Genomic DNA, 26,186 nt, shown 5'->3' on the forward strand with positions numbered 1-26,186 from the left:
AAATAAAAAGCAGCCTGCAACAGGCTGCTTTTTAATGATGATCTTCAACAGGGTCGTTTGGAATAATCGTTGTAATGACAAAAAGTAAAATTGTAACACCGATTGAAAGAATCAATCCCGTTTCAAAATGAAAAGCTGTTCCATTCATTGAACTTACCACGTAAGTTAACATTTCCGTCAAAACGAACGCCCAGAAAAATGTCCAGAAAAACCTCACGCCAGTCACCTCATTCCTCTATTTTATTCATATGTAGATGGGTTCCAACCATTTTCAATCTTTATTATCATACCATACCCGTTTTAAATAATAAATGACGAATATGTGAAAATGTAACCCTTATCATAAGCTCAGCAGCAAATAACTTGTTCGGATTTTCTGCTTAATTAGGCAAACTTCCTTTCAAAAAATCTTTCCGTACATAAACTGTAATGACTCATTATGTAAAAGGAGAATTCCAATGAATCAGCGATTGTTTCAATTAGATCAAGAATGGTGCATGATTCATTATCCTGAAAGACCCAATGGATTTGCTGTTATGATCCTTGGTGACCATCATCATTATGTAGATGATAAAACCAGCTTTTGGGAGCAGCATGAAGCCAGGAAAAAATGGATTAAAGATCTCATGGCCAAAGGATACATTGTTTACTACAGCAATCTATATGGAGCCAATTGGGGTAGCGGTCAGGCAGTGGAGTTAGCGGTCAGACTATATCAATACGTGAAACGAACTGAAATCATCAATGGCAAGATTCATATCTTGACGGAGGGGATGGGAGCACTGGTATTCAAAGAGCTCTATTCTAAAATAAGGAACGATATACGCGGAGTGGTGATGCTCACCCCGTGTCTTTCCCTCTACGAACAGGTTCAGCAGGAAAAGGAACAAAAGTTCTTTTATAAAAGGCTGGTAAAAGAATTGGCTGAATCCAGGGGGGTAAAGAAAGAAGACTATGAAAAGGTCCTGATCCAATCCGAACATGACTATGAAGTGTTTAAAAACATTCCTATTCCGCTTTATATTGTTCAATCCTATAATGTTAATCGTTATAAAAATCAATTCCCTCTCATAAAAGATATATATAAACATCGTTTAGTCAGAGGATTTTCAACCGATCTCTTTTATGTGCTGCCTGAAAAAAGAGATTCACTTGGACTGAAATTCGCTTCTTACTTCTCTTTACACGAAAAAGAATTATAGTCTTTATTAGGAGTGAGTGATGTGAACCATGCAATTGTGCTTGCCGCCCAGCAGTATTTGGGGTTTGAACTCTGTAATGCTCTGCTTGAAAGAGGATGGACTGTGACGGCCGTAGATGACCCGGAGGAACCAAAAGATAAATGGTTGGAAATAGGGAGAAACGCTAACATTCAATATGTTTCCACACACACTTGGGATCGGGAACTGCCGCTTGAATGCAGATTGTTTCTCCCTTATTATGACCAATTCGAAAGCAATTTCGAATGCCTATCGTTGATCGAGCAAACCTTAGCTCAAAATGAAGACCTTCCAGAAATCGTCCAAATCTTTTCCAATCTTTCTGTAAGAAAAAAAGATGAGGAACCAAGTAAAACTAGGTCGACCACCTTTTATCTGCCGACACTCTATGGCGCACATCAACCTTCACAATTCCTATTTTCACGAAAGCTGCAGGGAGTAAAGGATGAAGACCTTCAAATTGCAGATGACCCCAGTGGCGCGATCTATGTGAAAGATGCTGCAAACTGTATAATCAAACATTCAGGGAAACACCGGACATACTCGTTGAAATCTTTGTCTGAAACCAGTTGGAAAGAAGCCCTTACTTATATAAACGATGAGCCCATCTTTCCTTCAGTGCAAATACGAAACCATGAAGGTGAACCCATCATTGTACATCCCACTAAATCACATGAAACCATTTTGAAGGAGCAGAGACAGAGAATGAACTCTCTGTAAGGACGGGAATAAGAAAAATTTCTCTTTTATATGAATACCGATAAAGGTAAAATAGACATATTGGTGTAATATTTTTCTATTATTCTTTTTATCTGCGCTGCATGAGCTTTAAAGGAGTTGCTGCACATGAAAAAGAAACTATACTTTCTCATTCTGGCGGTTTTAGCACTTGGAATAAACGGATGTATGAACGGAAATGCCTCCGGCGAATTAGAAAATGTAGGTTTACTGGTTCCTGAAACAGTCAATGACGGAGTCTGGGGGACAAAAGGATACAAAGGGTTATTAAAAATACAATCAAATCACGATGTAGACGTATTTTATAAAGAGAGCATGAACAATGATACATCAATAGAACAGGCAATTCTGGAATATGAAAATGACGATGTTAACTTAGTTTTTGGTCACGGAAGTGAATATGCAGAGGTTTTTAATCGCATATCAAATGAATATCCGGATATCCATTTCGTGAGCTTTAATGGTGATGCTTCCGAAAAGAATACAACCAGTTTGAAGTTTAAAGGCTATTCCATGGGATTCTTCGGTGGAATGACAGCGGCCAGTCACACGAATACGGATAAAGTTGGTGTGATTGCTGCATTTGATTGGCAGCCTGAAGTACAGGGATTTATTGATGGAGCGAAGTATCAGAATAAGGATATTGATGTAATCGTTGAATACACAAGGAACTGGGATGACAAACCAAGAGCTTTGGATCGGTTGAATACAATTGCAAATAAAGATGCGGATGTTGTATATCCTGCCGGGGATGGCTATAATGTAGCTGTAATAGAAGAACTTAAAGAACGGGGTTTGTTTGCGATCGGGTATGTATCTGATCAGTCGGATCTGGGAGAGTCCACGGTCCTTACAAGCACCGTCCAGCATGCGGATAAGCTCTATGAAGTAGTGGCTGATAAGTATTCTAAAGGGGAGTTATCATCGGGGGTCCTGGAGTTTGATTTTAAAGACGGTGTTATTTCAATGGGGAAATTCAGCCCCTTGGTCCCGGAAGATTTCCAAACCACTATGAATCAGCATGTAAGAACCTATATTGAAACAGGAAAATTACCAAACGGGAAGGAAGCAAAGTAATGAATCAAGACAAATCGATGGAATTTATGCAGATCGCAATGAAGTATTTACCACAAGCTAAACAGACGCTGGATGAAGCGGGCATCGAACTATCCCCGGAAATGCTCCAGCCTTTTATGACTCTTTTCACCCAGGTAATGGGGGAAGCATATGAATTAGGCAAAAGGGATGCCGTACATAACGAACAATAGAGAAGAAGACTGCTCATTAGCTGGGCAGTCTTTTTTATGCTCTCTAATATGAATTTTAATCCTTCCTACATCATTATTAGTGACTCTATTTGATAAACTTCATTCAAAAGCGCAGCCATCTATTCACCTCCCGGTAAAGAGGCTTAAGTTTATCAAATGTCAATAAAATGGTATCAAGATGTGAAAATGGATCTGAAAAAGAATTACGCTCCTTTTTAGGGGCGCGGTTGACCCCTCCAGATCTGCGTTCACCATACATTAACTTATCCAGTGGATGCATCTCATTCGGCTCTCCCATCATTCCACCTCCTTCACTCAGTAATAATTTATGAAGAAAGGGATTGTACGAGTATGGACGTATGTGTAGATTTAAGGAAATCATAAAAACATTGCACAAATAACCGATTTTCGATAAAATTAGTACCAAGTCATAATAATTGATAATAAACTTATTGTATAGGGTGAACGAAAACTAAAGAAAGCAGGGGATGCCAGTATGAATACAGGAATAATCGGAATTGGGCGTTACCTTCCAGAGAAAGTTTTGACAAATGCAGATTTAGAAAAAATGGTCGATACTTCTGATGAGTGGATTCGTACACGTACAGGTATTGAGGAAAGACGTGTAGCCGGGGAAGGAATAGATACTTCTGATATGGCTTATGAGGCAGCTAAGAAAGCAATCGCTGATGCGGAGATCACTCCAGAGGAACTTGATTTAATTCTCGTTGCCACTGTAACACCGGATCAGCCTTTTCCTTCGGTAGCCTGCCTTTTGCAGGATAGACTGGGGGCCAAGAGAGCTGCAGCCATGGATATCAGTGCAGCATGTGCAGGGTTCATGTATGGTATGATTACGGCAAAACAATTCATTGATAATGGGGTTTATAAAAACGTTCTGATCGTCGGAGTTGAAAAGCTATCGAGGATTACAGATTGGGACGATCGAAATACCGCTGTATTATTTGGAGACGCTGCAGGTGCTGCGGTTCTTGGGCCTGTATCTGAAGGAAAAGGTATTCTTGCCTTCGAACTTGGAGCAGATGGTTCTGGGGCCAAACATTTGTATCAAGAAGAAAACATCGTCATGAACGGCAGGGAAGTATTCAAGTTTGCTGTCCGCCAAATGGGTGAATCCAGCGTAAATGTTATCGAAAAAGCCGGATTAAAAAAAGAGGACGTGGACTTCCTTATCCCTCATCAGGCAAACATCCGCATCATGGAAGCTGCCAGACAGCGTTTGGAACTTCCGGTTGAAAAGATGTCGAAAACGGTTAATAAATACGGCAATACATCAGCAGCTTCCATTCCCGTATCACTGGTAGAAGATCTGCAGGAGGGAAGGGTCAAGGAAGATGATATCGTAGTCATGGTAGGTTTCGGCGGCGGCCTGACGTGGGGCGCGATCGTCATGCGCTGGGGTAAATAAACTGTAACTCTTCTATAATTTTGCTTAAAAGGAGATGGATTCAATGAACAATAAACGAGTTGTCATTACTGGCTTAGGAGCTGTAACACCATTAGGGAATAATGTAGAAATAACCTGGAGCGGCATTTTGGAAGGAAAAACCGGAATCGGCCCATTGACCAGGTTGAACGCCGATGATTACCCGGCAAAAGTGGCGGCGGAGTTAAAAGATTTTGATATAGAAGAATACGTAGAGCGTAAAGAAGCAAGAAAAATGGACCGCTTCACTCACTATGCAGTTGCAGCTTCCGTGATGGCCGTCAAGGATTCGAAATTAGATATTACGGATGAAAACGCCCATCGGGTAGGGGTGTGGATCGGTTCCGGAATTGGTGGAATGGAGACATTCGAGAACCAATATGAAACCTTCCAAAAACGCGGTTACCGCCGCGTAAGTCCATTCTTCGTGCCGATGATCATCCCTGATATGGCAACCGGACAAGTTTCGATCATGCTGGGAGCCAAAGGCGTTAACTCATGTACCGTTACAGCTTGTGCAACGGGTACTAATTCAATCGGAGATGCGTTTAAAGTCATTCAGCGCGGAGATGCCGATGTCATGATTTCAGGCGGAGCGGAAGCACCGATTACAAAAATGTCCGTTGCCGGTTTCTGTGCCAACACAGCACTTTCAACCAATACTGATCCAGAGAAAGCTTCACGTCCATTCGATGCCAATCGAGATGGGTTCGTCATGGGGGAGGGAGCCGGAGTTGTGGTATTGGAGGAACTGGAACATGCTTTAAAACGCGGAGCAACCATCTATGCCGAAGTGGTTGGATACGGCAGCACGGGAGATGCCTACCATATAACAGCACCGGCACCTGCCGGGGAAGGCGGCGCCAGAGCAATGAAAATGGCACTTGAAGATGGAGGTGTTCGTCCGGAGGAACTTGATTATATCAACGCACACGGTACGAGTACTCCTTACAATGATAAATACGAAACGATGGCAGTCAAAGAAGTATTTGGCGAACATGCTTACAAGCTTGCCATGAGTTCCACTAAATCAATGACCGGGCACCTGCTGGGGGCTGCCGGAGGAGTGGAGGCCATCTTTACTGTATTGGCAATGAAAGATAGTGTCCTTCCACCGACCATCAACCTGGATACAAAAGATCCGGATTGCGATCTTGATTATGTAGCAAATGAAGCCAGAAAGCGTGAAGTGAATGTGGCGATGAGTAACTCACTTGGATTCGGCGGCCACAACGCCACACTGGTGTTCAAGAAATATACAAAATAATGGACTTGGGGAGCGCACGGATCAATATCTGTGCGCTTTTTATTATTTTAGGGACGGATTCATCGGTTACTAAATTCTCTTTTTCTTCATATATATTAAAAAAAGAGAAAGAGGGATGAATGTGACAATCGCTCCGACTGATGAATGGCTGGCCGAATCGCTTGATAATCCATTGGCGATTCTGAAGAAAACAAAACAAGGAAGATCTGACGATGTGGAATCCCTGTATCATTACCTCATGAAACATGGGATGTACCGTCCGGCAATGGCTGCTAAAAAGATCTATGAGTCGATGAAGGAAAACAAACTTTGGGATTTATATATGAAGATTGAAAAGCTGTACAGGAAAAGATGGGATGGACCCAATGTTCCTGTTTATCTACTGCCAGTGCAGGAGAAAAGAGGGCTTTTTCAATCTTCCATGAAGAAGTCAGGGGTGTGCTTCAAAGATGAAATTTATTTATTTTTGAAGGAACAGGAAGATATAAAAGAATATGAAGCGTTATTTGTTCATGAGTATCACCATTGTGTGAGGATGGACAGATTGAACAAGAAAGATGAAGACTACACGTTATTAGATTCGATCATATTTGAAGGGCTGGCTGAACATGCTGTTCGAGAGTACTGCGGACAAGAGTATGTGGCGGCATGGACAAAAGCCTATAGAGAAAAAGAACTTTCTCATTATTATGAAAAGTGGATTAAACCCAACCTTAACATTACGCGTGTAAATCCGCTCCATGATCATTTACTTCTTGGTCAAAAAAGCTATCCTAGAATGCTTGGTTATGCAGCAGGCTATTATCTGGTGGAAAAAGCCCGGAAGAATAAGAAAGAAGTGACGAATCTGTTCATAGAGAAGCCATCTGCCTTTTTTTTACCTGAAAAAAAGGTCCCGACCTCCATTGAATTGCAATAGGTAAATACCCGTTTTCGTCATATATCCTTCCGCTGCACATAAACTATAGTATAAAAGGACAAGCAAAAAGAGGGTAGAGGCGGAAGGCATGGTGTTTCGTATGTTCGTAATGTTTATTGGTTTTGGACTGGCTGTTTCCGGCGGGGTAAGCATGATCATCTATCTGAACCTCCTTACAACAGGAATGACCATGACTGAATACTTACTATTTATATGTACACGGGTGGAGTGTTATCTTTTCCTGGTCGGTATTCTCATCATTACCTTGACGATCTACTTACCTCGCAGGAAAAACAACAACTATCTATAAAAGGTGCAGGTTCAGGAATATTTTTACTCTTTTCTGCCTATACTGATTGACAAATAAGATTGTAGCAAAGCGAGGGGTCAATCATGTTATATCTTCATGATGTATGGGTAAATTGGTTCGAAGGCGAAGAAAATGGCTACAATGTGTGTCATTTTCACGAATGGAGAAAAGAGGATGTCATTGAGTTGTTAGATCAAGTCCCTTTAATTAAAGTGGATACTGCACTTTTTCACTACATCGAGAATGATTTATCAGAATTACCTCAACAACTGCTGAATGATGTATATCAAAAAGCTTATTTAAGAAAAAACCATGAGCGGATTCAGCTTGATTACTGCTTTATCGTCACGGATGGGACAGGGATAATGGCGGTCGATACAATCGGATATACCGTTCCAATCCGAAAGAGCAGACTTATACCAAGACAGGAACAGCTGGTTTATGAAATGGTGGAAGGTCACGAAGCGACTCGGTACTCTCTGGAACATGGCCAAAAACCTGAGAACGCCTATCATATTCTTTCACCGAGTCCACATATGATGAATGGTTTGACAAGGAAGGAAAGGCAGCTTAAACAACTGCTGTTCATGGCTCTTGATCAACTGCACGGTTCGAAAAACACGGCTGAAATCCGCTACTGGTATACAGAATGGGCACCTGAACAATATAGGGTCATTCAGGATATGGATTTTGAAGACGTATGGAATATGCTGTATGAAGAAACGAAATATGGATGGTCAGAAAAGCATCTCACCCTGTGTGAGAACCTGATTAAGGGGCAGCCATTCTTTGAAAAGCTGTGGGAAGTTGAGAATCGTCCTAAAGTGAATTGAGCCAGAATCCCCAAGTCTACTGTAGACTTGGGGTTTTTTTGTGCAGAAAAAATGCTGAAGCCTTAATTGGCTCCAGCACTTCATTTGTCATTTTCTTTTTCTTTCTTTACGGCCCAGTCCCATGGCCTTTTCCATTTTCTTTAGCATCTTGCCCGCAGCACGATTGGCTTTTTCAGCTCCCCTGTCGAGAATACCATCCAATTCATCGGAGTCGATCAATTCATAATAGCGGTCCTGAATCGGTTTGATGGCATTGATTACTACTTGAGCCAGGTCACCTTTGAACTCCCCATACCCTTTTCCATCATATTTATGTTCGAGCTCTTCTATTGTAGTGCCCTCGAGGATGGAGTAAATCGATAACAAATTCGAAACACCGGGTTTGTTTTCCCTATCGTATTTCACCACGCCGTCTGAATCCGTGACCGCGCTCTTGATTTTCTTCTCGATTTGTTTTGGATCATCAAGTAAAGTAATGAATGCTTTTTGATTGGAATCGGATTTACTCATTTTCTTTAACGGGTCCTGCAGCGACATGACGCGTGCGCCGACTTTAGGGATCCGGACTTCAGGAACAGTGAAGATATCATTGTATTTATTGTTAAAGCGCTCTGCCAGATTACGGGTCAATTCCAGATGCTGTTTTTGATCTTCGCCTACAGGTACTAAATCAGTACCATACAGCAGGATATCGGCTGCCATTAATGGCGGGTAAGTCAAGAGTCCGGCAGAGACAGCTTCCTTACCATGGGATTTATCCTTGAATTGTGTCATTCGCTCAAGCTCGCCGATATACGTTACACACTGAAGGATCCATCCAGCCTGTGCATGGGCAGGTACTTCAGACTGTATGAATAAAGTGGATTTTTCCGGATCGATTCCGCAGGCGATATAAAGCGCTGCAAGGCTTTTGATGTTTTTGCGAAGCTCCATTTTATCCTGTTGTACTGTAATTGCATGCTGATCAACAACACAGAAGTAACAGTGGTAATCATTTTGCAATTCTGTAAACTGCTTCATTGCCCCGATATAATTACCAAGAGTAATTGTACCGCTTGGCTGTATTCCGCTAAATATGGTCTTCATTACTTTTCCTCCTAAATTTACACAAAATAAAAACCCACTCATCCTTATAATATAGGGACGAATGGGATTGTATCCGCGGTGCCACCCTAAGTACCCATGAATAGGGGTCAGCTTAGTCCATGCCGCCAGCATGGAACCTCTTTAACGTGAGGTAAATCCGTTATTCGCTACTGACATTTCACAAATAAGGCTCAGAAGTCCATTCGCTAAAAAATGATTACTTGTTTACAGCTGCCACAAGCTCTCTTGAAATCACTTTTTAGTTACTACTCTTCATCTACGCCATGATATTAGTATCCCTATTATAGTGAATTAACAGTTTTAATTCAAGTGTATAGGAGATAGGAGAGACCCAAAGATATGACGAGGAGGGAACTTCCTATTATAAGAAGGGAGCGGGTAATCTTATATGAACGGACTACAGTAAATTCTTTGTGGGCTTCCTGCGTCGAATCGATATCATCAAACTGGGAAAGGAACTTCCCCTGGACGGTACTTTTTCGAAATCTCTTTAAAGCATATACAATCCCGTTAAAGAATCCTTTTTGAAAGATATACAAGAAAGCCCCGATTATTAAATAAATCATCCCTGTAATAAATAAGCTGTTAAGAATGGAAAGAATGACCGGATCACCCTGAACAAGTGAAAACACCAGTGAGATGATCAGGATCAAGCCTGCAATCAAATAAATAGTTAACATACGCTTCATAATACTCCTTTATACCTTTTTTTATAAAAGTATACATGAAGCGGACGATGAATTTCAATTGCATTTCATATATATACAATACCTGATACCTGTGCGGCTCAAAAACACAATCATCTGCAGCCAGTACACACTTTGAGGGCTGGTGGAATTCCTGCTCTATTTAAGAAAAAGAGACAAATTGTATATATATTATAAAAAAAGCAACAAAATTTATAATTATAATAGAAACAACTTTCAATCTAGTTAATATCAACAGGTATTGATGATGGAGGAAAATAAATGAAAACGGATTATTGTAACAATTGTAATAGGACAAACACCCTAAAACTTAATGTAAAAATCCTTATATATCAACGTTTTACTATCATATGACCTATTAATCTGATAATTTTGCAAAAAAACTGTTAAATTAATATTGCAAAAATATCTCTATCATGTATAATAAGTAACAAATCTTCTGAAAATTAGAAGATAAATAAATATGAGATTTACGAGGAGGTCAATTTCAAGATGAAGAAAAAGTTTTCATTCTTGCTGGTTCTTCTTCTGGCTCTAAGTACATTCTTAGCTGCTTGTGGCGGCAACGAAGGTGCTGAAGGCGGAGAATCAGGTGACAAAGGCGGCGACAAGCCTGCTGAAGGTAAAGAGCAAGTACTTAACTTGATCGAGAGTTCTGAGATCCCATCAATGGACTCTACACTAGCTACTGACTCTGTTTCATTCAACGTAATGAACAACGTATTCGAAGGTCTTTACCGTTTAGGTGAGAACGACGAAGCAGTACTAGGTATGGCTGCTGAAGAACCACAAATCAGTGAAGACGGTCTTACTTACACGTTCAAACTGCGTGATGCTAAATGGTCAAACGGAGATCCCGTTACTGCTAACGACTTCGTTTACGCTTGGCAAAAAGCTTTAAACCCTGACACTGGTGCAGAGTATGCGTACATCATGTACGATATCAAAAACGCTGCAAAAGTTAACGCTGGTGAAGTTCCAGTTGAAGAATTAGGTGTTAAAGCAATTGATGAGAAAACGTTAGAAGTTAATCTTGAAGGCCAAGTACCATACTTCAAAGCATTACTTTCTTTCGCAACTTTCTATCCTCAAAACCAAAAATTTGTTGAAGAACAAGGCGATCAATATGGTCTTGAAGCTGACAAAGCATTATATAACGGTCCATTCACACTTTCTGAGTGGAAGCACGAGCAAAGCTTTAAATTAACTAAAAACGATGGTTACTGGGATGCAGAAACTGTCAAGTTGAAAGAAGTTAACTTCAATATCGTTAAAGATACTGCAACTGCAGTTAACCTTTATGAAACTGAAAAAGCAGATGTAACTGGTCTTTCTGCTGAATTCGTTGACAAGTACAAAGATGATCCAAACTTCAAAACTCTAGCGGATACTGCTGTATACTTCCTTCGTTTGAACCAAAAGAACGAATTAATGGCTAACGTAAACGCTCGTAAAGCAATCGATGCTGCTTATGACAAGCAAGGTATGGTTGACGTTCTTATGAACAATGGTTCAATGCCTGCTTACTACCTAGTACCAAAAGATTTCGTTTCAGGTCCAGACGGAGCTGAATACCGTGAAACTGTTGGCGATTTCGGTGGTTACGATGTGGAAAAAGCAAAAGAACACTGGGCTAAGGCAAAAGAAGAGCTAGGTAAAGATACGTTCGAAATCGAACTATTAAACTATGACTCTGAAAGCTCTAAGAAAGTCGGAGAATTCATTAAAGAACAATTAGAAACAAACCTTGAAGGTTTAACTGTTTCAATCAAAGCACAACCATTCAAGCAAAAGCTTGAGTTAGAATCTAAAGGTGACTATGACTTCGCATTCGCTGGTTGGGGTCCTGACTATCCAGATCCGATGACATTCATCGACATGTTCGTTACGGATGGAGCTCATAACCAAATGGCTTACTCTAATCCTGAGTATGACAAGTTAGTTGAGCAAGCTAAAGGTGAACTAGCTGATGATTTAGAAGCACGTTGGCAAGCAATGATCGACGCAGAGAAGATTCTTTTCGAAGATCAAGCAATCAGCCCAATGTATCAAAGAGGTAGTTCTTACCTAGAGCGTCCATATGTTAAAGGTATCCTTCGCCATTCATTTGGTGCAGATAATTCTTACAAGTGGGCTTCTGTTGAGTAATTCATAGCTCAATGACAAACCTTAAAAAGGGAGAGTGTATGCATTGGCATACGCTCTCCTTTTCCACTGATTGTCGAAAAAAATCAAAAGATTAAAAATAGATTGAAAATTTGTCGAATATCTATATAATTATCTATGTAATAAAAAAATAGACAAAAAAGGGGGGCTAAAGAATGGTCAGATATACAATTCAACGACTCGTTTATATGATCATCACTTTGCTTATCATTGCTACCGCTACTTTCTTTCTGATGAAGCTCCTGCCTGGATCTCCACTACAAAATCAAGAAAGGCTGTCTCCGGAACAACAACAAATCATTTTGGATAAATACGGCCTGAATGATCCTCTGCCGGTTCAGTATGTGAACTATATGACTGGACTTGCTCAAGGTGATTTAGGTTTATCATTCCAATACGATAACCGCCCGGTTACACAAATCATTGGAGATCGTATTGGACCTTCCGCACTTCTTGGATTCCAAGCTATGGTATTAGGATCGTTTTTAGGTATATTAGTAGGAATCATTGCAGCTATCAGGCATAACACCTGGCTGGATTATGGTTCTACCATTCTCGCAGTTTTAGGGATATCCATTCCATCTTTCGTTTTCGCAGCTTTACTTCAATATTACGTCGGGGTAAAACTTGAGTGGCTTCCTGTTGCCTTATGGGGAGAATACAAACACACAATCTTGCCGACATTGGCACTGACGGTGGGCGTTGTGGCAACGATTGCACGTTTCATGCGTACAGAGATGCTTGAGATTTTAAGCTCTGATTATATTTTACTGGCAAAAGCAAAAGGGATTTCAAAGGTTGGGACAGTTGTAAAGCATGCGGTCCGTAACGCTATGATCCCGATTGTAACGATTTTAGGGCCTATGACTGTAGCCGTCATGACTGGTTCACTCGTAGTAGAACGTATCTTTGCCGTTCCGGGACTCGGTGAGCAGTTCGTACTTTCTATCAATATGAATGACTATACAGTCATTATGGGTATCACATTATTCTTTAGTGTATTATTCATTGCGGTAATTTTCCTGGTCGATATCCTTTACGGTATCATTGACCCACGTATTCGTTTGGCTGGAGGGAAGAAATAATGGAAACAAACAAAAGAAAACTAGACCAACTGAGTCCAGATCTCTTCCAGCAGCAAAAAGCTAGGGAAGACGAAGCTGAAAGAATTGAAAGACCCAGCCTGAATTTCTGGCAGGATGCCTGGATCAGGCTTCGTAAAAGTAAAGGTGCTATTGTCGGGATTATCATCACGGCGATCATTATCTTCTTTGCCATTTTCGGCCCGGGTATGAATGAACATAGTTTTAGTGATCAAAATATTCGCCATGCAAAGCTGCCTCCTAAAATTGAAGCGCTTTCAGGGATCAGCTGGCTTCCGTTTGATGGTAAAGATGCAGATGGCTTTGATATTTACGAATCAAGACAAGTTGAAGTAAATTACTGGTTCGGTACCGACGACTTGGGACGCGACCTTTGGACGAGAACATGGAGCGGGACAAGAATTTCCCTTTACATCGGTATTTTAGCAGCTATCATTGACTTCATCATCGGAATTTCATACGGTGGTATTTCCGCTTATTATGGCGGGAAAGTCGATGATGTCATGCAGCGTATCATTGAGATTCTTGTAGGAATTCCAAACTTGATTGTCGTCATTCTCTTTATCCTGATCTTTGAGCCCGGGATATTCTCGATCACCATGGCGATGGTTATAACCGGATGGACCGGGATGGCCAGGATCGTGCGTGGTCAGGTCCTCCAATTAAAGAATCAGGAGTTCGTACTTGCATCACGTACATTAGGTGCAAGCAGCAACCGCTTGATCTTTAAACACCTACTGCCTAACGTAATGGGTCCTGTCATCATTACAACGATGTTTACAGTACCTGCGGCAATATATACTGAAGCATTCTTAAGCTTTATCGGATTGGGTATCGCACCGCCAAGAGCTTCCCTGGGGTCTCTTGTAAATGATGGTTACAGATCTATTCAATCGTTTCCATATATGATGTTTGTTCCATCTGTGGTTATCTCACTAATTATCTTAAGTTTTAACCTGATGGCTGACGGACTTCGCGATGCATTAGATCCGAAAATGCGTAAGTAATGGAAGGGAGATAGAATAACATGTCAAAAAGAATACTGGAAGTGAATAATTTACACGTCTCCTTCAATACGCATGGAGGGGAAGTCAAAGCAGTCCGCGGTGTAGATTTTCATTTAGATAAAGGTGAAACACTTGCAATAGTAGGGGAATCAGGTTCTGGTAAATCAGTTACGACTAAGGCGCTTATGCGGCTGATCCCGAATCCTCCTGGTTTCATTAAAGATGGAAGCATCTTGTTTGAAGGGAAGGATCTTGCCAAGCTTCCTGAAAAACAAATGGAAAAAATTCGCGGGAAAGATATGTCGATGATTTTCCAAGATCCCATGACTTCCTTAAACCCGACGATGACAATAGGTAAACAGATCATGGAACCGCTTGTGAAACACCAAAATATGAGTAAGAATGATGCAAGAAAACGCGCTATCGAGCTATTGAAGCTAGTGGGACTACCTAGTCCTGAGACGCGCTTTAAGCAGTATCCGCATCAATTCTCAGGTGGTCAGCGCCAGCGTGTCGTCATCGCCATCGCATTAGCCTGCAACCCGAAAATCCTGATTGCTGATGAACCGACAACGGCACTTGATGTTACTATTCAAGCACAGATTCTTGAATTGATGAAAGATTTACAGACAAAGATCGAAACGTCGATCATCTTCATCACCCATGATCTTGGGGTTGTAGCAAACGTTGCTGATCGTGTTGCCGTCATGTATGGCGGTCAGATCGTCGAGTCGGGAACGGTGGATGAAATTTTCTATGATCCGCGCCATCCGTACACATGGGGATTGATCGGTTCTATGCCTACAACTGAAACAGAAGGGGAGCAGGAATTGGTGGCTATACCTGGAACGCCTCCAGATCTTTTGAACCCTCCTAAGGGAGACGCATTCGCATTACGGAGTGAATACGCAATGAAGATCGATTTTGAACAAGAGCCCCCGTATTATAAGGTCTCTGATACTCATTTCGTGAAATCATGGTTAATGCATCCAAGTGCTCCACAGGTAGAGCCTCCTGAAGCAGTTAAACTAAGACATCGAAAAATGCCGTCCAACTACACTGAGCCGGTACTTGTTGAGGAGGTTCGTTCATAATGGCTGAGAAATTACTTGAAATCAAAAATCTTAAACAATATTTCAATCCTGGTAAACCTAATATGGTCAAAGCGGTTGATGATATATCTTTTGATATTTATAAAGGCGAAACGCTTGGACTGGTTGGGGAGTCCGGCTGTGGGAAATCGACTACAGGCCGTACAATCATCAGGTTGTATGACGCGACTGACGGTCAAGTATTATTCAATGGCGATGATGTACATGGTAAGAAAAGCCGTTCCCAATTAAAGAAATTCAATCGTAAAATGCAGATGATCTTCCAGGATCCATATGCATCTTTAAATCCACGAATGAAGGTTGCTGACATCATCGCAGAAGGCATCGACATTCATGGCCTTGCTTCTTCAAAAGAAGAACGCCTGAGAAAAGTCCATGAACTTCTTGAAACAGTTGGATTAAATAAGGAACATGCCGGACGCTATCCGCATGAATTCTCAGGAGGACAAAGGCAGCGTATCGGAATCGCACGTGCTCTTGCCGTAGATCCTGATTTCATCATTGCAGATGAGCCTATTTCCGCCCTTGACGTTTCAATCCAGGCTCAGGTGGTAAACTTGATGCAGCAGCTGCAAAAGGAAAAAGGGCTGACTTACCTTTTCATTGCTCATGATCTTTCCATGGTTAAATACATCAGCGACCGTATCGGTGTTATGTATTTTGGTAAATTAGTAGAGCTGGCACCGAGTGATGCATTGTATAAGAACCCGCTTCACCCTTATACTCAGTCATTGCTTTCTGCCATCCCTCTTCCAGACCCTGAATATGAGCGTACACGCAGAAGAAAAGAATATGATCCTGCCGTTCATAATTATACGGAAGAAGATCAGCTTGAAATGCGTGAAGTGTCACCTGGACACTTTGTTTATTGCTCTGAAAAAGAATTTGCTCAATACCAGGCGCAATATAAAGCATAATGCTTTGATGAAGCCCCTTATTTCAGGGGCTTTTTCTTTTTATACCTTCCACATACAGCGTGGTATAAAACATCTTCTTTTTTTATTTGTACGACATATCTTATTAAAAAGACTCATCTGAACCTTTCACACAAATAATTGCTTGTACGATTAGGTTGATTTCCTCGGAAATCCAGACATTTTAGGTGTATATTCCCTTTTCTTAGAAGTTATTTCCTTGTTAAAATAGTAACAAGTGTTACAATTTTTAGTAGATAGTTATATTAAAAGAGGAGAGGTTAATGTTGAAATGGAGTAAGCTGGCGACATCTTTCTGTTTAATCACAATGTGCATATTGCCCATCCAGTCAGTGAGTGCTGAATCTGGAGAAAAACCAGTTGAAAATAATCATGAAAAGAGAACTCTATCCTTGAGCAAAAAGGAATTTCCTGCTTCTGCGCCGCGGTTTGTGTATGATTCAGGTTATTCGTTCAAGTATCCGGATGCCATCAGGGGAGTTTACGTAACCGGACATTCAGCCGGTGGGGAGAGATTCAGTAAATTAACGGATTTAATCGATTCAACGGACTTAAATGCGATGGTAATCGATATCAAGGATGATCATGGATATGTTACATATGAACCTGAAGCATCTTCACCGTACGCCGAGGTGGGGCAGCCTTATATCAAAGATCCTAAATCGCTGCTTGATACAATGGAAGAAAAACAAATTTACCCGATAGCCCGGATTGTTGTATTTAAGGATACTGTCCTTGCAAATAAAAAACCTGAACTTTCCTACAAAGATGGAGGTAAGGTGTGGAAGAACGGACGGGGAGAATCATTCGTGAATCCTTTCCTTAAAGAAGTATGGGATTATAATGTCGGAATTGCGATCGAAGCGGCAAAAATGGGATTCCAGGAAATCCAATTCGATTATGTGCGATTCCCGGAAGGATTTGAAAAGAGAGATAAAGAACTTGAATACAGTACCGGCGAATATACCGATGAAGGTAAAGACAATGTTCAGAAACGTGTGCAAGCTGTGACGGATTTTGTAGAATATGCTCACGAACAATTAGAGCCTTATGGTGTCAAAGTGTCTGTCGATATTTTCGGTTATACAGCCACACTTCCGGAGGCACCTGGAATCGGCCAGAACTTCTCAAAGATTTCTGAGCATGTCGATGTTATCTCCTCTATGATCTATCCAAGTCACTGGACTCCATACTTCGGTATTGCGAAACCGGATCTCGAGCCATATAAATTAGTGACTGAGTATGCAAAATTGGAGAATAAAAAATTGGCTGAGTTGAAAAACCCTCCAATTTCAAGGCCATGGCTTCAGGACTTCACTGCTTCCTGGTTAGGCGGGGGAAATTACAAAGTTTATGGCAAAGCCGAAATAGAAGCGCAAATCAAGGCCCTGAATGATCAAGGAATCAAGGAATTCCTATTATGGGACGCAGGCAACTCATATACAGAAGGTGTAGATTATACTCCTTAATAGTAAAAAATGCTGGGACAAAAGTGATTTAGACTAAGTAAAACCCGAACTAATTTGTGTAATATTACTCAAATTAGTTCGGGTTTTTAATTTGATCAAGTAGACATTTAGATTTAGTGCTATCCAGCGGTTGATTGGAGTGCAAGACGAAGACTCCTGCGGGAAGAGTAGCTTATGTGAGACCCCGCAGGCGAAGCCGAGGAGGCTCACGGGCTACCCGCGGAAAGCGAAGTCTTGCACGGAAATCATTAGCGGTATTAAGAGGATACACATAAATTGTTCGTCTTTATGAGGTGGTTTTTAGTTGTCCCAACCAATTTTAATATGGTTTGACCACTTCAGATCATTTTTTTAGTACCGTGGAGGCAGTGATATCATTTGACAAATCACCTCATATTGTTATGATTAAATTGGTAACATTAACCGCTTCCAACCACATACCCCCCTGAGCAGGGAGCAATGCCTGCCTAACCGTATTTAAATTAATTCCACTGAAAAGACTAACAACGAACATAAACCAATCAATTTTGAGAAAAATAGTTTTATCCCGTTAGTCAGAAAAAATTCATTTTAAGGAGTAGATCCATGCACTGGTATGAAAAGCTGAATCAATATTTCCCTGTAGAGGAAATGAAATCGAAAGAACACCTTGAAACTTTACTTAAGGAACGAAGTGATATTTATCATAAAGATGAAGGACAATATCACGTATTAATGTACGCGGAACTGGATGACTTCATATTTATTGATTATCTATTCGTTTCAAAGGATGCACGCGGACAGGGTCTAGGTCACAAGCTTCTTGAGAAGCTGAAGAAAAAGAATAAACCAATCATATTAGAAGTAGAGCCTGTAGACTATGAAGATACCGACACAGAAAAGCGTTTGAAATTCTACAAGCGTGAAGGATTCGAACATGCGGTAAGCATCGGTTATGCCAGAAGGTCATTGGCGACCAATGAAATCAACGAGATGGAAATTCTGTATTGGGCACCCAATGAAGAATCTGAAGATCTAATATTTGATTCCATGAAAAAAACGTACGAATTGATCCACACTTACAAAGATGAGAAGTTTTACGGTGCATCTTATCAACCAGTAGAAGAAGTCCTGAAACTTGATGAAGAACGGGAAGAAGATGTATTGAAAGATTTATGATACTAAAACGTATTCGTTCAAATTGTTCTAGCTGTTGATTGGAGTGGAGGACGAAGACTCCTGCGTGAAAAGCGGAACAGGTGAGACTTGTCTAGCAACGGGGCTTTTCCTGCCCGCAGAAGTGCAGCGACGAGGAGGGTAACCGGCCGCCAGCGGAAAACTTAGTCCTCCACGGAAATGACAGCGGTGATGAAGAGCACCCTTATTATCATAAAAAACACAGACAAAACCTTATTGTGATTCGCAATAAGGTTTTCTAAATGAAAATATTGATTCGCTAAAATAATGTTTATACCCGTAGTAAAGCGGGTAGATATGGAAATATAAATAGAATATATAGCTTATGTTAAACTAATGTGTAATAAGTTTGACAAATTCATTAAAAGTATATTCAACTTCTCGGAATTCATGTATAATACATAATAGAGATTTCTTATTTAAACTTATTTTAAATAACGCACTTTGTTTAAATATAAAATACTCTATATACTATTCACTACTATAAAATATTTAAGGGAGTGTGAATGACGTGGTTACATTATTCACTTCACCTAGTTGTACATCTTGTCGGAAGGCAAAAGCTTGGTTAGAAGAGCATGAGATTCCATATACAGAGCGCAACGTTTTTTCTGAACCTTTAAGCATTGATGAAATCAAAGAAATCCTTCGCATGACGGAGGATGGGACGGATGAAATTATTTCTACCCGTTCAAAGACTTTTCAGAAGCTTAATGTCGATTTAGAAACATTACCGCTTCAAGAATTATTTGAGCTTATCCAAAAAAATCCTGGATTACTTAGACGTCCGATCATCCTGGATGAAAAGCGTTTGCAGGTTGGATACAATGAAGATGAAATCAGACGTTTCCTTCCTAGAAAGGTCCGTACATTCCAACTTCTTGAAGCTCAAAGGATGGTTAATTAATAATCATTCACATTTCCTGCATTTTATCACTTTGCCGGGAATATACAATTAAAAGGGGCTAACCCTTAAAGGACGTTTTGTTTCCTTGCGGGTTAGTCTCTTTATTTTTCAATATATACCGAAATCTCATTCATTGTGATATGACGATAGTGCACGGAAATCAACAGCGGTGTTTAACTTTCCAACTAAGTATTATCACTTGAATTTTCTGCAAATATTAGCTAAAATGTCAAAAACACATAATATAGTCCAATCTGCTTAAGTGAAAAATGGGTGTTAATTTTATTCCATTTTCCGTGCTGATAACATAAAATAGAAGTACAAGGTACAAACTAACTAAAATGTATCTTCTGTCTTCACCAACAAGTCTGACACACCTGCTCAGACAGTCGGGCTTATGCAGCTCAGAGGGTGTAGTCCCTTCACTAATTTTATACAAGAAGGGAGAGGTGTTAAATGGAAATCGAACGTATTAACGAAAATACTGTGAAATTCTATATTTCTTATGGGGATATAGAGGATAGAGGCTTTGATCGCGAAGAAATTTGGTATAATCGTGAGCGAAGTGAAGAACTCTTCTGGGAAATGATGGATGAAGTTCATCAGGAAGAAGATTTTGGAATTGAAGGTCCCCTATGGATACAAGTTCAGGCATTGGACAAAGGACTTGAAGTACTTGTTACAAGAGCACAGGTTTCAAAAGATGGTCAACGATTTGAATTACCGATCCCTGAAGATAAATTAAAAGAGCTTCCTGTCGATGAACGTATTGAAGAGCTGCTTGATCAACATTTTCAAATCAAACAGGATCAAGAGGAAGATACTGAAGTTGCGCTTGATTTCACTTTAAAGTTCAGCGACTTCGAAGACGCGATCTCCTTATCTCAGCGACTCAGGGATTTGCCGGTTGAACATCTGACCACGAAGCTGCTCGCGTTTGAAGATAAATATTTTCTTTACATTAAGTTTTCAGAGGAGCACTTCTCAGAAGAAGAGATTGACAATATGTTAAGCATCCTGCTTGAATACGCTGATGAATCTAGAATGACCGTTCATCGTCTGGAAGAGTACGGGAAAATTGTTGTCGATCAAAACGTATTTGAAACACTAAGTGCATACTTTTCATAAGTTCGAATACCGGTTTCATCCTGAAATCGGTATTTTTTTATTACTAAAGGCTTTTCTTTTCAAAGTATGAAGTATTAATGAATAGGAATCATGGTTGTAAATACTCTTTAACACAATTAAACACAATAGAAAAATTGTTTAACCTTGAGTTCATGGGATGGTGTATTGGATGAAGAATACGGTGAGAGTGCTCTTGTTTATCTCTGTAATTGCAATCAGTTATTTTTACTTTTTAGATCAATACCTAGAAGGAATGTTGAAATACGTAAGCTTGGTTTTTACGTTTTCTGTCATCATCATAGGTTTTTTAATATTTATTGAAAATCGTCATCCTACCCAAACGCTTACCTGGCTGGTTGTCCTTGGGGCTTTTCCTTTTCTCGGATTTATCTTTTACTTGCTGTTTGGAAGAAACTATCGAAAAGAGAAAATGTATAAGAAAAAATACATTTTAGATAAGGAAACCTACAATAAGTACGAACCGGGACCTAAAGATATGAATCCAGAGATGTTTGGGTTGTATCAGGAAAAACACGTCCAGCTTGCTCAACGGATCGGCAATAGTGCGATTTCCTTTTCTAGTGAAACGAAGGTATTGTCGAATGGACAGGAAACGTTCGGAGAGATACTCCGCTGGTTAAAAACCGCAAAGCATCATATTCATATGGAGTATTATATCGTGCGTCATGATGATATAGGAAATCAAATAAAAGATGTTTTGATCGTACGAGCGAAAGAAGGAGTAAAGGTCCGTTTTCTTTATGATGCAGTGGGGGCTTGGCAATTATCAAATCAGTACATTAAAGAATTAAAAGAAGCAGGCATTGAGGTTGTCCCGTTTGGTCCTGTTAAGATTCCTTTTCTCAATAATAAATTCAATTTCCGGAATCACAGAAAAATCATTGTGATTGATGGGAACATCGGCTTTGTAGGAGGGCTGAATATTGGTGATGAATACTTGGGGAAGAATCCTGCTTTTGGATTTTGGAGGGACACTCATTTATTTGTCAAAGGTGAAGCGGTCCGAACTCTTCAGCTTATTTTTCTACAGGATTGGTATTATATGACCAATGATGATTTTCTTACGCCAGGGTATTTAAGTCCAGAGCCTGTCATTGAAATCAACGATGGCGGGGTTCAGATGATTGCCGGTGGTCCAGACAATGAACTTAGTGTGTTGAAAAACTTGTTCTTCTCCATGATCACCTCCGCTCAGGAGAGTGTGTGGGTGGCATCGCCATACTTCATCCCGGACGAAGATATTTTCTCGTCATTGAAGATTGCTGCTTTAAGCGGGATTGATGTCCGGCTGCTTGTACCTCATAAACCTGATAAACGGATCGTCTTTCATGCCTCCCGCTCTTATTTTCCGGAACTATTGGAAGCGGGAGTGAGGATATACGAGTATCAAAAAGGGTTCATGCACAGTAAGATTGTCATCGTGGACAATGAATTGGCTTCTATAGGGACGTCCAATATGGATATGAGAAGCTTTCACCTGAACTTTGAAGTGAATGCTTTCCTATATAAAACAAACAGCACAAAATCGCTTGTGGAAGAGTATTTGAATGATTTGGAGGATTCCTTCGAGCTTTCACACGAAGAGTTTCAAAAGCGGCATATGGGATACCGGATCTTGGAATCGACTTCCCGCTTGATGTCCCCGTTATTATAGTCGTAATGGTCCGTTGATTATAAGTCGTAAACGCCCAAAGGATTAGTTTTTCCTTTGGGCATTTTTATGCAGGAATTTTTAAATTTTTGTCGAATGATTAATTGGAGGAGGTGTTCCATGTTAACAGCTTTAAAAGATCAATTGCCTTTTACCACCATCCATCATACAAAGGAAGAATTATTGAAAATAAGGAAAAGCTCACCACAGTTTCTCTGCCCTTATTGCTCATCCCCATTAGTCCTTCGAGTCGGGAACATTAAGATTCCGCATTTCGCCCATATTTCAAAACTCCCTTGTTTGTATGAATCAAAGAAAGAAACAGCCAATCATGTGTTAGCCAAGATTCTATTATATGAAAGGCTATCGCAGCTTTTTGAAGAAGTGAAGCTTGAGTATTATGTAAAAGAGCTGCATCAGATCCCCGACCTGCTCATCTCCGTAAAAGAGGAACTTGTTGCCATCGAAATCCAATGTTCAACCATCCCGCTGTCAGAATTGAAGGATAGGACTGAAGGGTATAGGAGAGAGAATATACATCCCCTTTGGATCTTAACCCAGCCAGTATCAGCTTCGAGTATTCTTCTGAAATTAACAAGTTTCCAACAGGGTTTCATTCGCTTTTCTCAAGACCTTCACTATTTTCTTCTGCATTTCGATCCAGAAAAGAAATCATTTACGATTTTCCCTCACCTGACTCCAATTACGAAAAATACGTTTTTCTTTACAAAGCCGTTCACCATACCAATTCAACGTTTCACCCTGCCCATTTCAATACTCCCTGCTGAAGATACTACTTACCGTCTATTAGGAAGCTGGTTTCAATACAGAACAAAATGGATGCAAAACAAAATAAACTTCACCTCATCCCGCCCTGACAGATTCCTGGCTGATGTATATGAAGAAGGTGATACGTTTCTTTATTTACCCCTGTATATCGGCTTGCCTGTCATCCCGCATATGAATTTATGCAAAACACATCCTGTGGAGTGGCAATATTATCTGTGGAAGGATGTGTTCAAAAAGCATCCTTATTTTACAAGTGAGATGATTCATAGAGCCTTCATCCGGCGCCATTCAAAGGGAAATATTGAACTGAGGGCTTTCCCGCTTTCATCCGGCCCTGGCACGATTAAATTAATTGACGACTATCTTAAGATACTGGAAAAAATCGAAGTCATCCAAAATGGGGAGGGAAAAAGGTATAGGTTATCATACGCGTGGAATTGTCCCAAAAGCTTCAATGAATTCCAACAGCACGAACGTGATTTTTTTCCTAAGTGGAAGCATATATTAAAAAAGGACTATTAAAGCTTGTTTTCTTGCAGGAATATCCAGGATAAGAGAGAATGTAACTATAAGGAATAGTCTGTAGATTCAGAATGGAGGATGTATATGTCAAACGACACAGTAACCAAAAGTCTGCCAGCAAGAGATAAAGTGGAAGAAACTTTAACATGGCGACTTGAAGATATTTTTGAAAGTGATGAGGCTTGGGAGAAAGAATATAAAGAAATCAAAGGGTTGACAGATAAAGCAGAAGAATTCAAAGGAACATTAAGTCAAAGTGCTGAACAGCTCTATAAAGCACTAAGTTTTCAAGATGAGATCATGGAAAGGATGGGAAAGGTCTATACATACTCTCATATGCGCTACGACCAGGATACAACAAATTCACACTATCAGGGGCTGGATGACCGCGCAAAAAGCTTATATACTCAGCTGGGAAGCAAATTTGCTTATCTGGTACCTGAAATTCTTTCAATCGATGAAGGAAAACTACAGCAGTTTCTTGAAGAAAAAGAAGAATTAAAGAAATATAAGCATGCATTAGAAGAAATCAACCTTCAGCGTCCGCACGTATTATCAGCGGAAGAAGAGGCTCTGATGGCACAAGCTTCAGAGGTATTCAGCGCGGCGAGCAATACCTTTGGGATGCTGAATAATGCAGACCTCGAATTTCCAAGTATCAAAGATGAGAACGGGGAAGAAGTGGATATTACGCACGGACGGTTCATTCGTTTCCTGGAAAGCAGTGACAGACGGGTGCGCGAAGAAGCGTTTAAAAAAGTATATGAAACCTATGGGAAATTTGAAAATACGTTCGCTTCGACCCTTAGCGGAGCGGTGAAGAAAGATAATTTTGTGGCGAATGTAAGAAACTATGATTCAGCCCGTCACGCAGCCTTATCGAATAACAACATTCCTGAGCAGGTTTATGACAACCTGGTGGAAACGGTGAATAAAAATCTTCACCTGCTCCAGCGCTATGTAAAGCTGCGTAAGAAAGTACTGCAGCTTGATGAAGTCCATATGTATGATTTATATACTCCGCTTGTTAAGGAAGTAAAGATGGAGATCGGCTATGAAGAAGCAAAAGATATGATTCTTAAGGGCCTTGAGCCGCTCGGGCAAAATTACGCAGACGTTCTTAAGGATGGCTTTGAAAACCGCTGGGTGGATGTAGTGGAGAATAAAGGTAAGAGAAGCGGGGCTTATTCCTCAGGTGCTTATGGTACGAATCCGTATATCCTCATGAACTGGCAGGACAATGTGAATAATTTATTCACACTGGCACACGAGTTCGGTCATAGTGTGCATAGTTACTACACAAGGTCAGCACAGCCTTATACGTATGGCCATTATTCAATTTTTGTTGCAGAAGTCGCTTCTACGTGCAATGAAGCATTACTGAATGATTATCTATTGAACACGATTGATGATGAAAAGAAACGGCTTTATCTTTTAAATCATTACTTGGAAGGTTTCAGGGGCACGGTGTTCCGCCAAACGATGTTTGCTGAATTTGAACATTTAATTCATAAGAAAGCGCAAGAAGGAGAAGCGTTGACTTCTGATTTTCTCACGAAAGAGTATTATGCTCTTAATAAGAAATACTTTGGTGATGATATTTCAATCGATAAGGAAATTGGGCTGGAGTGGGCGCGTATCCCTCACTTCTATTACAATTACTATGTATATCAATATGCTACAGGCTTCTCAGCGGCAACAGCGCTGAGCAAACAAATCCTTCAAGAGGGAGAACCTGCTGTTGAACGTTATATCGAATTCCTTAAGGCAGGAAGCTCAGATTACCCGATCGAAGTATTGAAAAAAGCAGGCGTCGACATGACTACCTCCAAACCAGTGGAGGAAGCATGCAAAGTCTTTGAAGAAAAACTGAATGAAATGGAAGAATTATTGGAGAAGCTTCAATAAAACATAGAGACAGGGAGGAGTGGATAGTAACAGCTCCTCCCTGTCTTTATGATTTAAACCCTTTGAACTTCTTCCTGTTACCGAACGAATAAATAAAAATCAGCAGTGATAGAAATAAGATAGGGGCTGTGATCAACAGCGGTATGAGATTCATTAACCCCAGAATATGAATCAGAAAGCTGATGATGATCAGCAGAACCAAAATCAAGAATTTTACGCTTATTCTCATGATCGATCCCTCCGCGGACGGTTTATACACTATATGACAAGCCGAAGAGGTTCATACATGGATTTTGACAATATTGTGAAATACCATACAAACAACTTGCCAATACAAGTTCAAACATGATATATTATCAGTGTGAAGTTGATCACAAGCAAACATATACCCCTTTGTTTGACCGTGAAAAATTTCTCCCATCCCCTTTGTTCGTATTGAAAAACCGATGTTGGAAACAACATCGGCTTTTCTTGTT

The 26,186-nt window shown here is 40.4% G+C and carries 26 protein-coding genes and 1 other annotated feature; of the genes, 21 read left to right on the forward strand and 5 right to left on the reverse strand.

The window, feature by feature from the left end:
* Positions 1-31: 31 nt before the first annotated feature.
* On the reverse strand, positions 32-217 hold the full coding sequence (locus tag HWX64_RS06705) for a YjzD family protein (RefSeq protein ID WP_175988399.1): 186 nt from the start codon (positions 215-217) through the stop codon (positions 32-34).
* Between the two features lie 241 nt (positions 218-458).
* Between HWX64_RS06705 and HWX64_RS06710 the strand changes: the two genes are divergently transcribed.
* The 4 genes from HWX64_RS06710 to HWX64_RS06725 all read left to right on the forward strand — a co-directional run bounded on the left by HWX64_RS06710 (position 459) and on the right by HWX64_RS06725 (position 3,226).
* Positions 459-1,202: a hydrolase gene (locus tag HWX64_RS06710; protein ID WP_175988401.1), complete on the forward strand. Its 744-nt coding sequence runs from the start codon at positions 459-461 to the stop codon at positions 1,200-1,202.
* A gap of 21 nt (positions 1,203-1,223) precedes the next feature.
* Positions 1,224-1,940 carry a hypothetical protein gene (locus tag HWX64_RS06715; protein ID WP_175988403.1) on the forward strand — a complete coding sequence of 239 codons (717 nt, stop codon included), beginning with the start codon at positions 1,224-1,226 and terminating at the stop codon, positions 1,938-1,940.
* A gap of 126 nt (positions 1,941-2,066) precedes the next feature.
* On the forward strand, positions 2,067-3,035 hold the full coding sequence (locus HWX64_RS06720; RefSeq protein WP_175988405.1) for a BMP family ABC transporter substrate-binding protein: 969 nt from the start codon (positions 2,067-2,069) through the stop codon (positions 3,033-3,035).
* Positions 3,035-3,226 carry a ComZ family protein gene (locus HWX64_RS06725; protein WP_175988407.1) on the forward strand — a complete coding sequence of 64 codons (192 nt, stop codon included), beginning with the start codon at positions 3,035-3,037 and terminating at the stop codon, positions 3,224-3,226. Before HWX64_RS06720 ends, HWX64_RS06725 begins: the two co-directional genes overlap by 1 nt.
* Positions 3,227-3,329: 103 nt before the next feature.
* On the opposite strand, the gene HWX64_RS06730 is transcribed toward HWX64_RS06725, so the two are convergent.
* The gene (locus tag HWX64_RS06730) at positions 3,330-3,527 is read right to left on the reverse strand and encodes a hypothetical protein (RefSeq protein WP_175988409.1); all 198 of its coding nucleotides are present in this window, start codon (positions 3,525-3,527) and stop codon (positions 3,330-3,332) included.
* Between the two features lie 195 nt (positions 3,528-3,722).
* Between HWX64_RS06730 and HWX64_RS06735 the strand changes: the two genes are divergently transcribed.
* From HWX64_RS06735 to HWX64_RS06755, 5 genes are all read left to right on the forward strand, one after another.
* The gene (locus HWX64_RS06735) at positions 3,723-4,655 is read left to right on the forward strand and encodes a beta-ketoacyl-ACP synthase III (protein ID WP_175988411.1); all 933 of its coding nucleotides are present in this window, start codon (positions 3,723-3,725) and stop codon (positions 4,653-4,655) included.
* Between the two features lie 43 nt (positions 4,656-4,698).
* A complete protein-coding gene (fabF, locus tag HWX64_RS06740) occupies positions 4,699-5,940 on the forward strand; it encodes a beta-ketoacyl-ACP synthase II (RefSeq protein ID WP_175988413.1) in 1,242 nt (413 codons plus the stop codon).
* Between the two features lie 115 nt (positions 5,941-6,055).
* Positions 6,056-6,859, forward strand: a complete 804-nt coding sequence (locus tag HWX64_RS06745) for a DUF2268 domain-containing protein (protein WP_175988415.1) — start codon at positions 6,056-6,058, stop codon at positions 6,857-6,859.
* 100 nt (positions 6,860-6,959) lie between these two features.
* Positions 6,960-7,169: a hypothetical protein gene (locus HWX64_RS06750; protein WP_254871056.1), complete on the forward strand. Its 210-nt coding sequence runs from the start codon at positions 6,960-6,962 to the stop codon at positions 7,167-7,169.
* An 83-nt stretch (positions 7,170-7,252) separates the two neighbouring features.
* Positions 7,253-8,002, forward strand: a complete 750-nt coding sequence (locus tag HWX64_RS06755) for a YjbA family protein (protein WP_175988419.1) — start codon at positions 7,253-7,255, stop codon at positions 8,000-8,002.
* A gap of 87 nt (positions 8,003-8,089) precedes the next feature.
* Here HWX64_RS06755 and trpS read toward each other — a convergent pair whose 3' ends face one another.
* Both trpS and HWX64_RS06765 read right to left on the reverse strand, forming a co-directional pair.
* Positions 8,090-9,130, reverse strand: a complete 1,041-nt coding sequence (gene trpS, locus HWX64_RS06760; RefSeq protein ID WP_254871057.1) for a tryptophan--tRNA ligase — start codon at positions 9,128-9,130, stop codon at positions 8,090-8,092.
* Positions 9,131-9,138: 8 nt separating this feature from the next.
* Positions 9,139-9,377: a binding site (T-box leader), on the reverse strand.
* A gap of 37 nt (positions 9,378-9,414) precedes the next feature.
* The gene (locus tag HWX64_RS06765; protein ID WP_175988423.1) at positions 9,415-9,798 is read right to left on the reverse strand and encodes a DUF3899 domain-containing protein; all 384 of its coding nucleotides are present in this window, start codon (positions 9,796-9,798) and stop codon (positions 9,415-9,417) included.
* Between the two features lie 510 nt (positions 9,799-10,308).
* On the opposite strand from HWX64_RS06765, the gene HWX64_RS06770 reads away from it, so the two are divergent.
* The 12 genes from HWX64_RS06770 (at position 10,309) to pepF (ending at position 25,710) form a co-directional block, all read left to right on the forward strand.
* Entirely contained in the window at positions 10,309-11,964 is a 1,656-nt protein-coding gene (locus HWX64_RS06770; protein WP_175988425.1) for a peptide ABC transporter substrate-binding protein, read from the forward strand.
* Positions 11,965-12,137: 173 nt separating this feature from the next.
* Positions 12,138-13,067, forward strand: coding sequence for an oligopeptide ABC transporter permease (gene opp3b, locus HWX64_RS06775; RefSeq protein WP_175988426.1), 930 nt, complete (start codon positions 12,138-12,140; stop codon positions 13,065-13,067).
* On the forward strand, positions 13,067-14,092 hold the full coding sequence (opp3C, locus tag HWX64_RS06780) for an oligopeptide ABC transporter permease (RefSeq protein WP_175988428.1): 1,026 nt from the start codon (positions 13,067-13,069) through the stop codon (positions 14,090-14,092). The genes opp3b and opp3C overlap by 1 nt, the downstream gene beginning before the upstream one ends.
* Positions 14,093-14,112: 20 nt before the next feature.
* On the forward strand, positions 14,113-15,186 hold the full coding sequence (locus tag HWX64_RS06785) for an ABC transporter ATP-binding protein (RefSeq protein ID WP_175988430.1): 1,074 nt from the start codon (positions 14,113-14,115) through the stop codon (positions 15,184-15,186).
* On the forward strand, positions 15,186-16,121 hold the full coding sequence (locus HWX64_RS06790; protein ID WP_175988431.1) for an ABC transporter ATP-binding protein: 936 nt from the start codon (positions 15,186-15,188) through the stop codon (positions 16,119-16,121). Before HWX64_RS06785 ends, HWX64_RS06790 begins: the two co-directional genes overlap by 1 nt.
* Before the next feature lie 281 nt (positions 16,122-16,402).
* The gene (locus HWX64_RS06795) at positions 16,403-17,608 is read left to right on the forward strand and encodes a putative glycoside hydrolase (protein WP_254871058.1); all 1,206 of its coding nucleotides are present in this window, start codon (positions 16,403-16,405) and stop codon (positions 17,606-17,608) included.
* A gap of 585 nt (positions 17,609-18,193) precedes the next feature.
* Positions 18,194-18,766, forward strand: a complete 573-nt coding sequence (locus HWX64_RS06800) for a GNAT family N-acetyltransferase (protein WP_175988433.1) — start codon at positions 18,194-18,196, stop codon at positions 18,764-18,766.
* Positions 18,767-19,295: 529 nt separating this feature from the next.
* On the forward strand, positions 19,296-19,691 hold the full coding sequence (spxA, locus tag HWX64_RS06805) for a transcriptional regulator SpxA (protein WP_032089161.1): 396 nt from the start codon (positions 19,296-19,298) through the stop codon (positions 19,689-19,691).
* Between the two features lie 456 nt (positions 19,692-20,147).
* A complete protein-coding gene (mecA, locus tag HWX64_RS06810; protein WP_175988436.1) occupies positions 20,148-20,819 on the forward strand; it encodes an adaptor protein MecA in 672 nt (223 codons plus the stop codon).
* A gap of 169 nt (positions 20,820-20,988) precedes the next feature.
* Positions 20,989-22,494 carry a cardiolipin synthase gene (gene cls / locus HWX64_RS06815; RefSeq protein ID WP_175988438.1) on the forward strand — a complete coding sequence of 502 codons (1,506 nt, stop codon included), beginning with the start codon at positions 20,989-20,991 and terminating at the stop codon, positions 22,492-22,494.
* 117 nt (positions 22,495-22,611) lie between these two features.
* Positions 22,612-23,802 carry a competence protein CoiA gene (locus HWX64_RS06820; RefSeq protein ID WP_175988439.1) on the forward strand — a complete coding sequence of 397 codons (1,191 nt, stop codon included), beginning with the start codon at positions 22,612-22,614 and terminating at the stop codon, positions 23,800-23,802.
* Between the two features lie 84 nt (positions 23,803-23,886).
* Complete coding sequence (pepF, locus tag HWX64_RS06825; RefSeq protein ID WP_175988441.1) at positions 23,887-25,710, forward strand: oligoendopeptidase F; 1,824 nt, start codon at positions 23,887-23,889, stop codon at positions 25,708-25,710.
* 46 nt (positions 25,711-25,756) lie between these two features.
* Here pepF and HWX64_RS06830 read toward each other — a convergent pair whose 3' ends face one another.
* Entirely contained in the window at positions 25,757-25,939 is a 183-nt protein-coding gene (locus tag HWX64_RS06830) for a hypothetical protein (protein WP_175988443.1), read from the reverse strand.
* Positions 25,940-26,186: the final 247 nt, after the last annotated feature.

It is taken from the genome of Bacillus sp. Marseille-Q1617, from assembly GCF_903645295.1.
In the GTDB taxonomy this organism is placed as follows: Bacteria; Bacillota; Bacilli; order Bacillales; family Bacillaceae_B; genus Rossellomorea.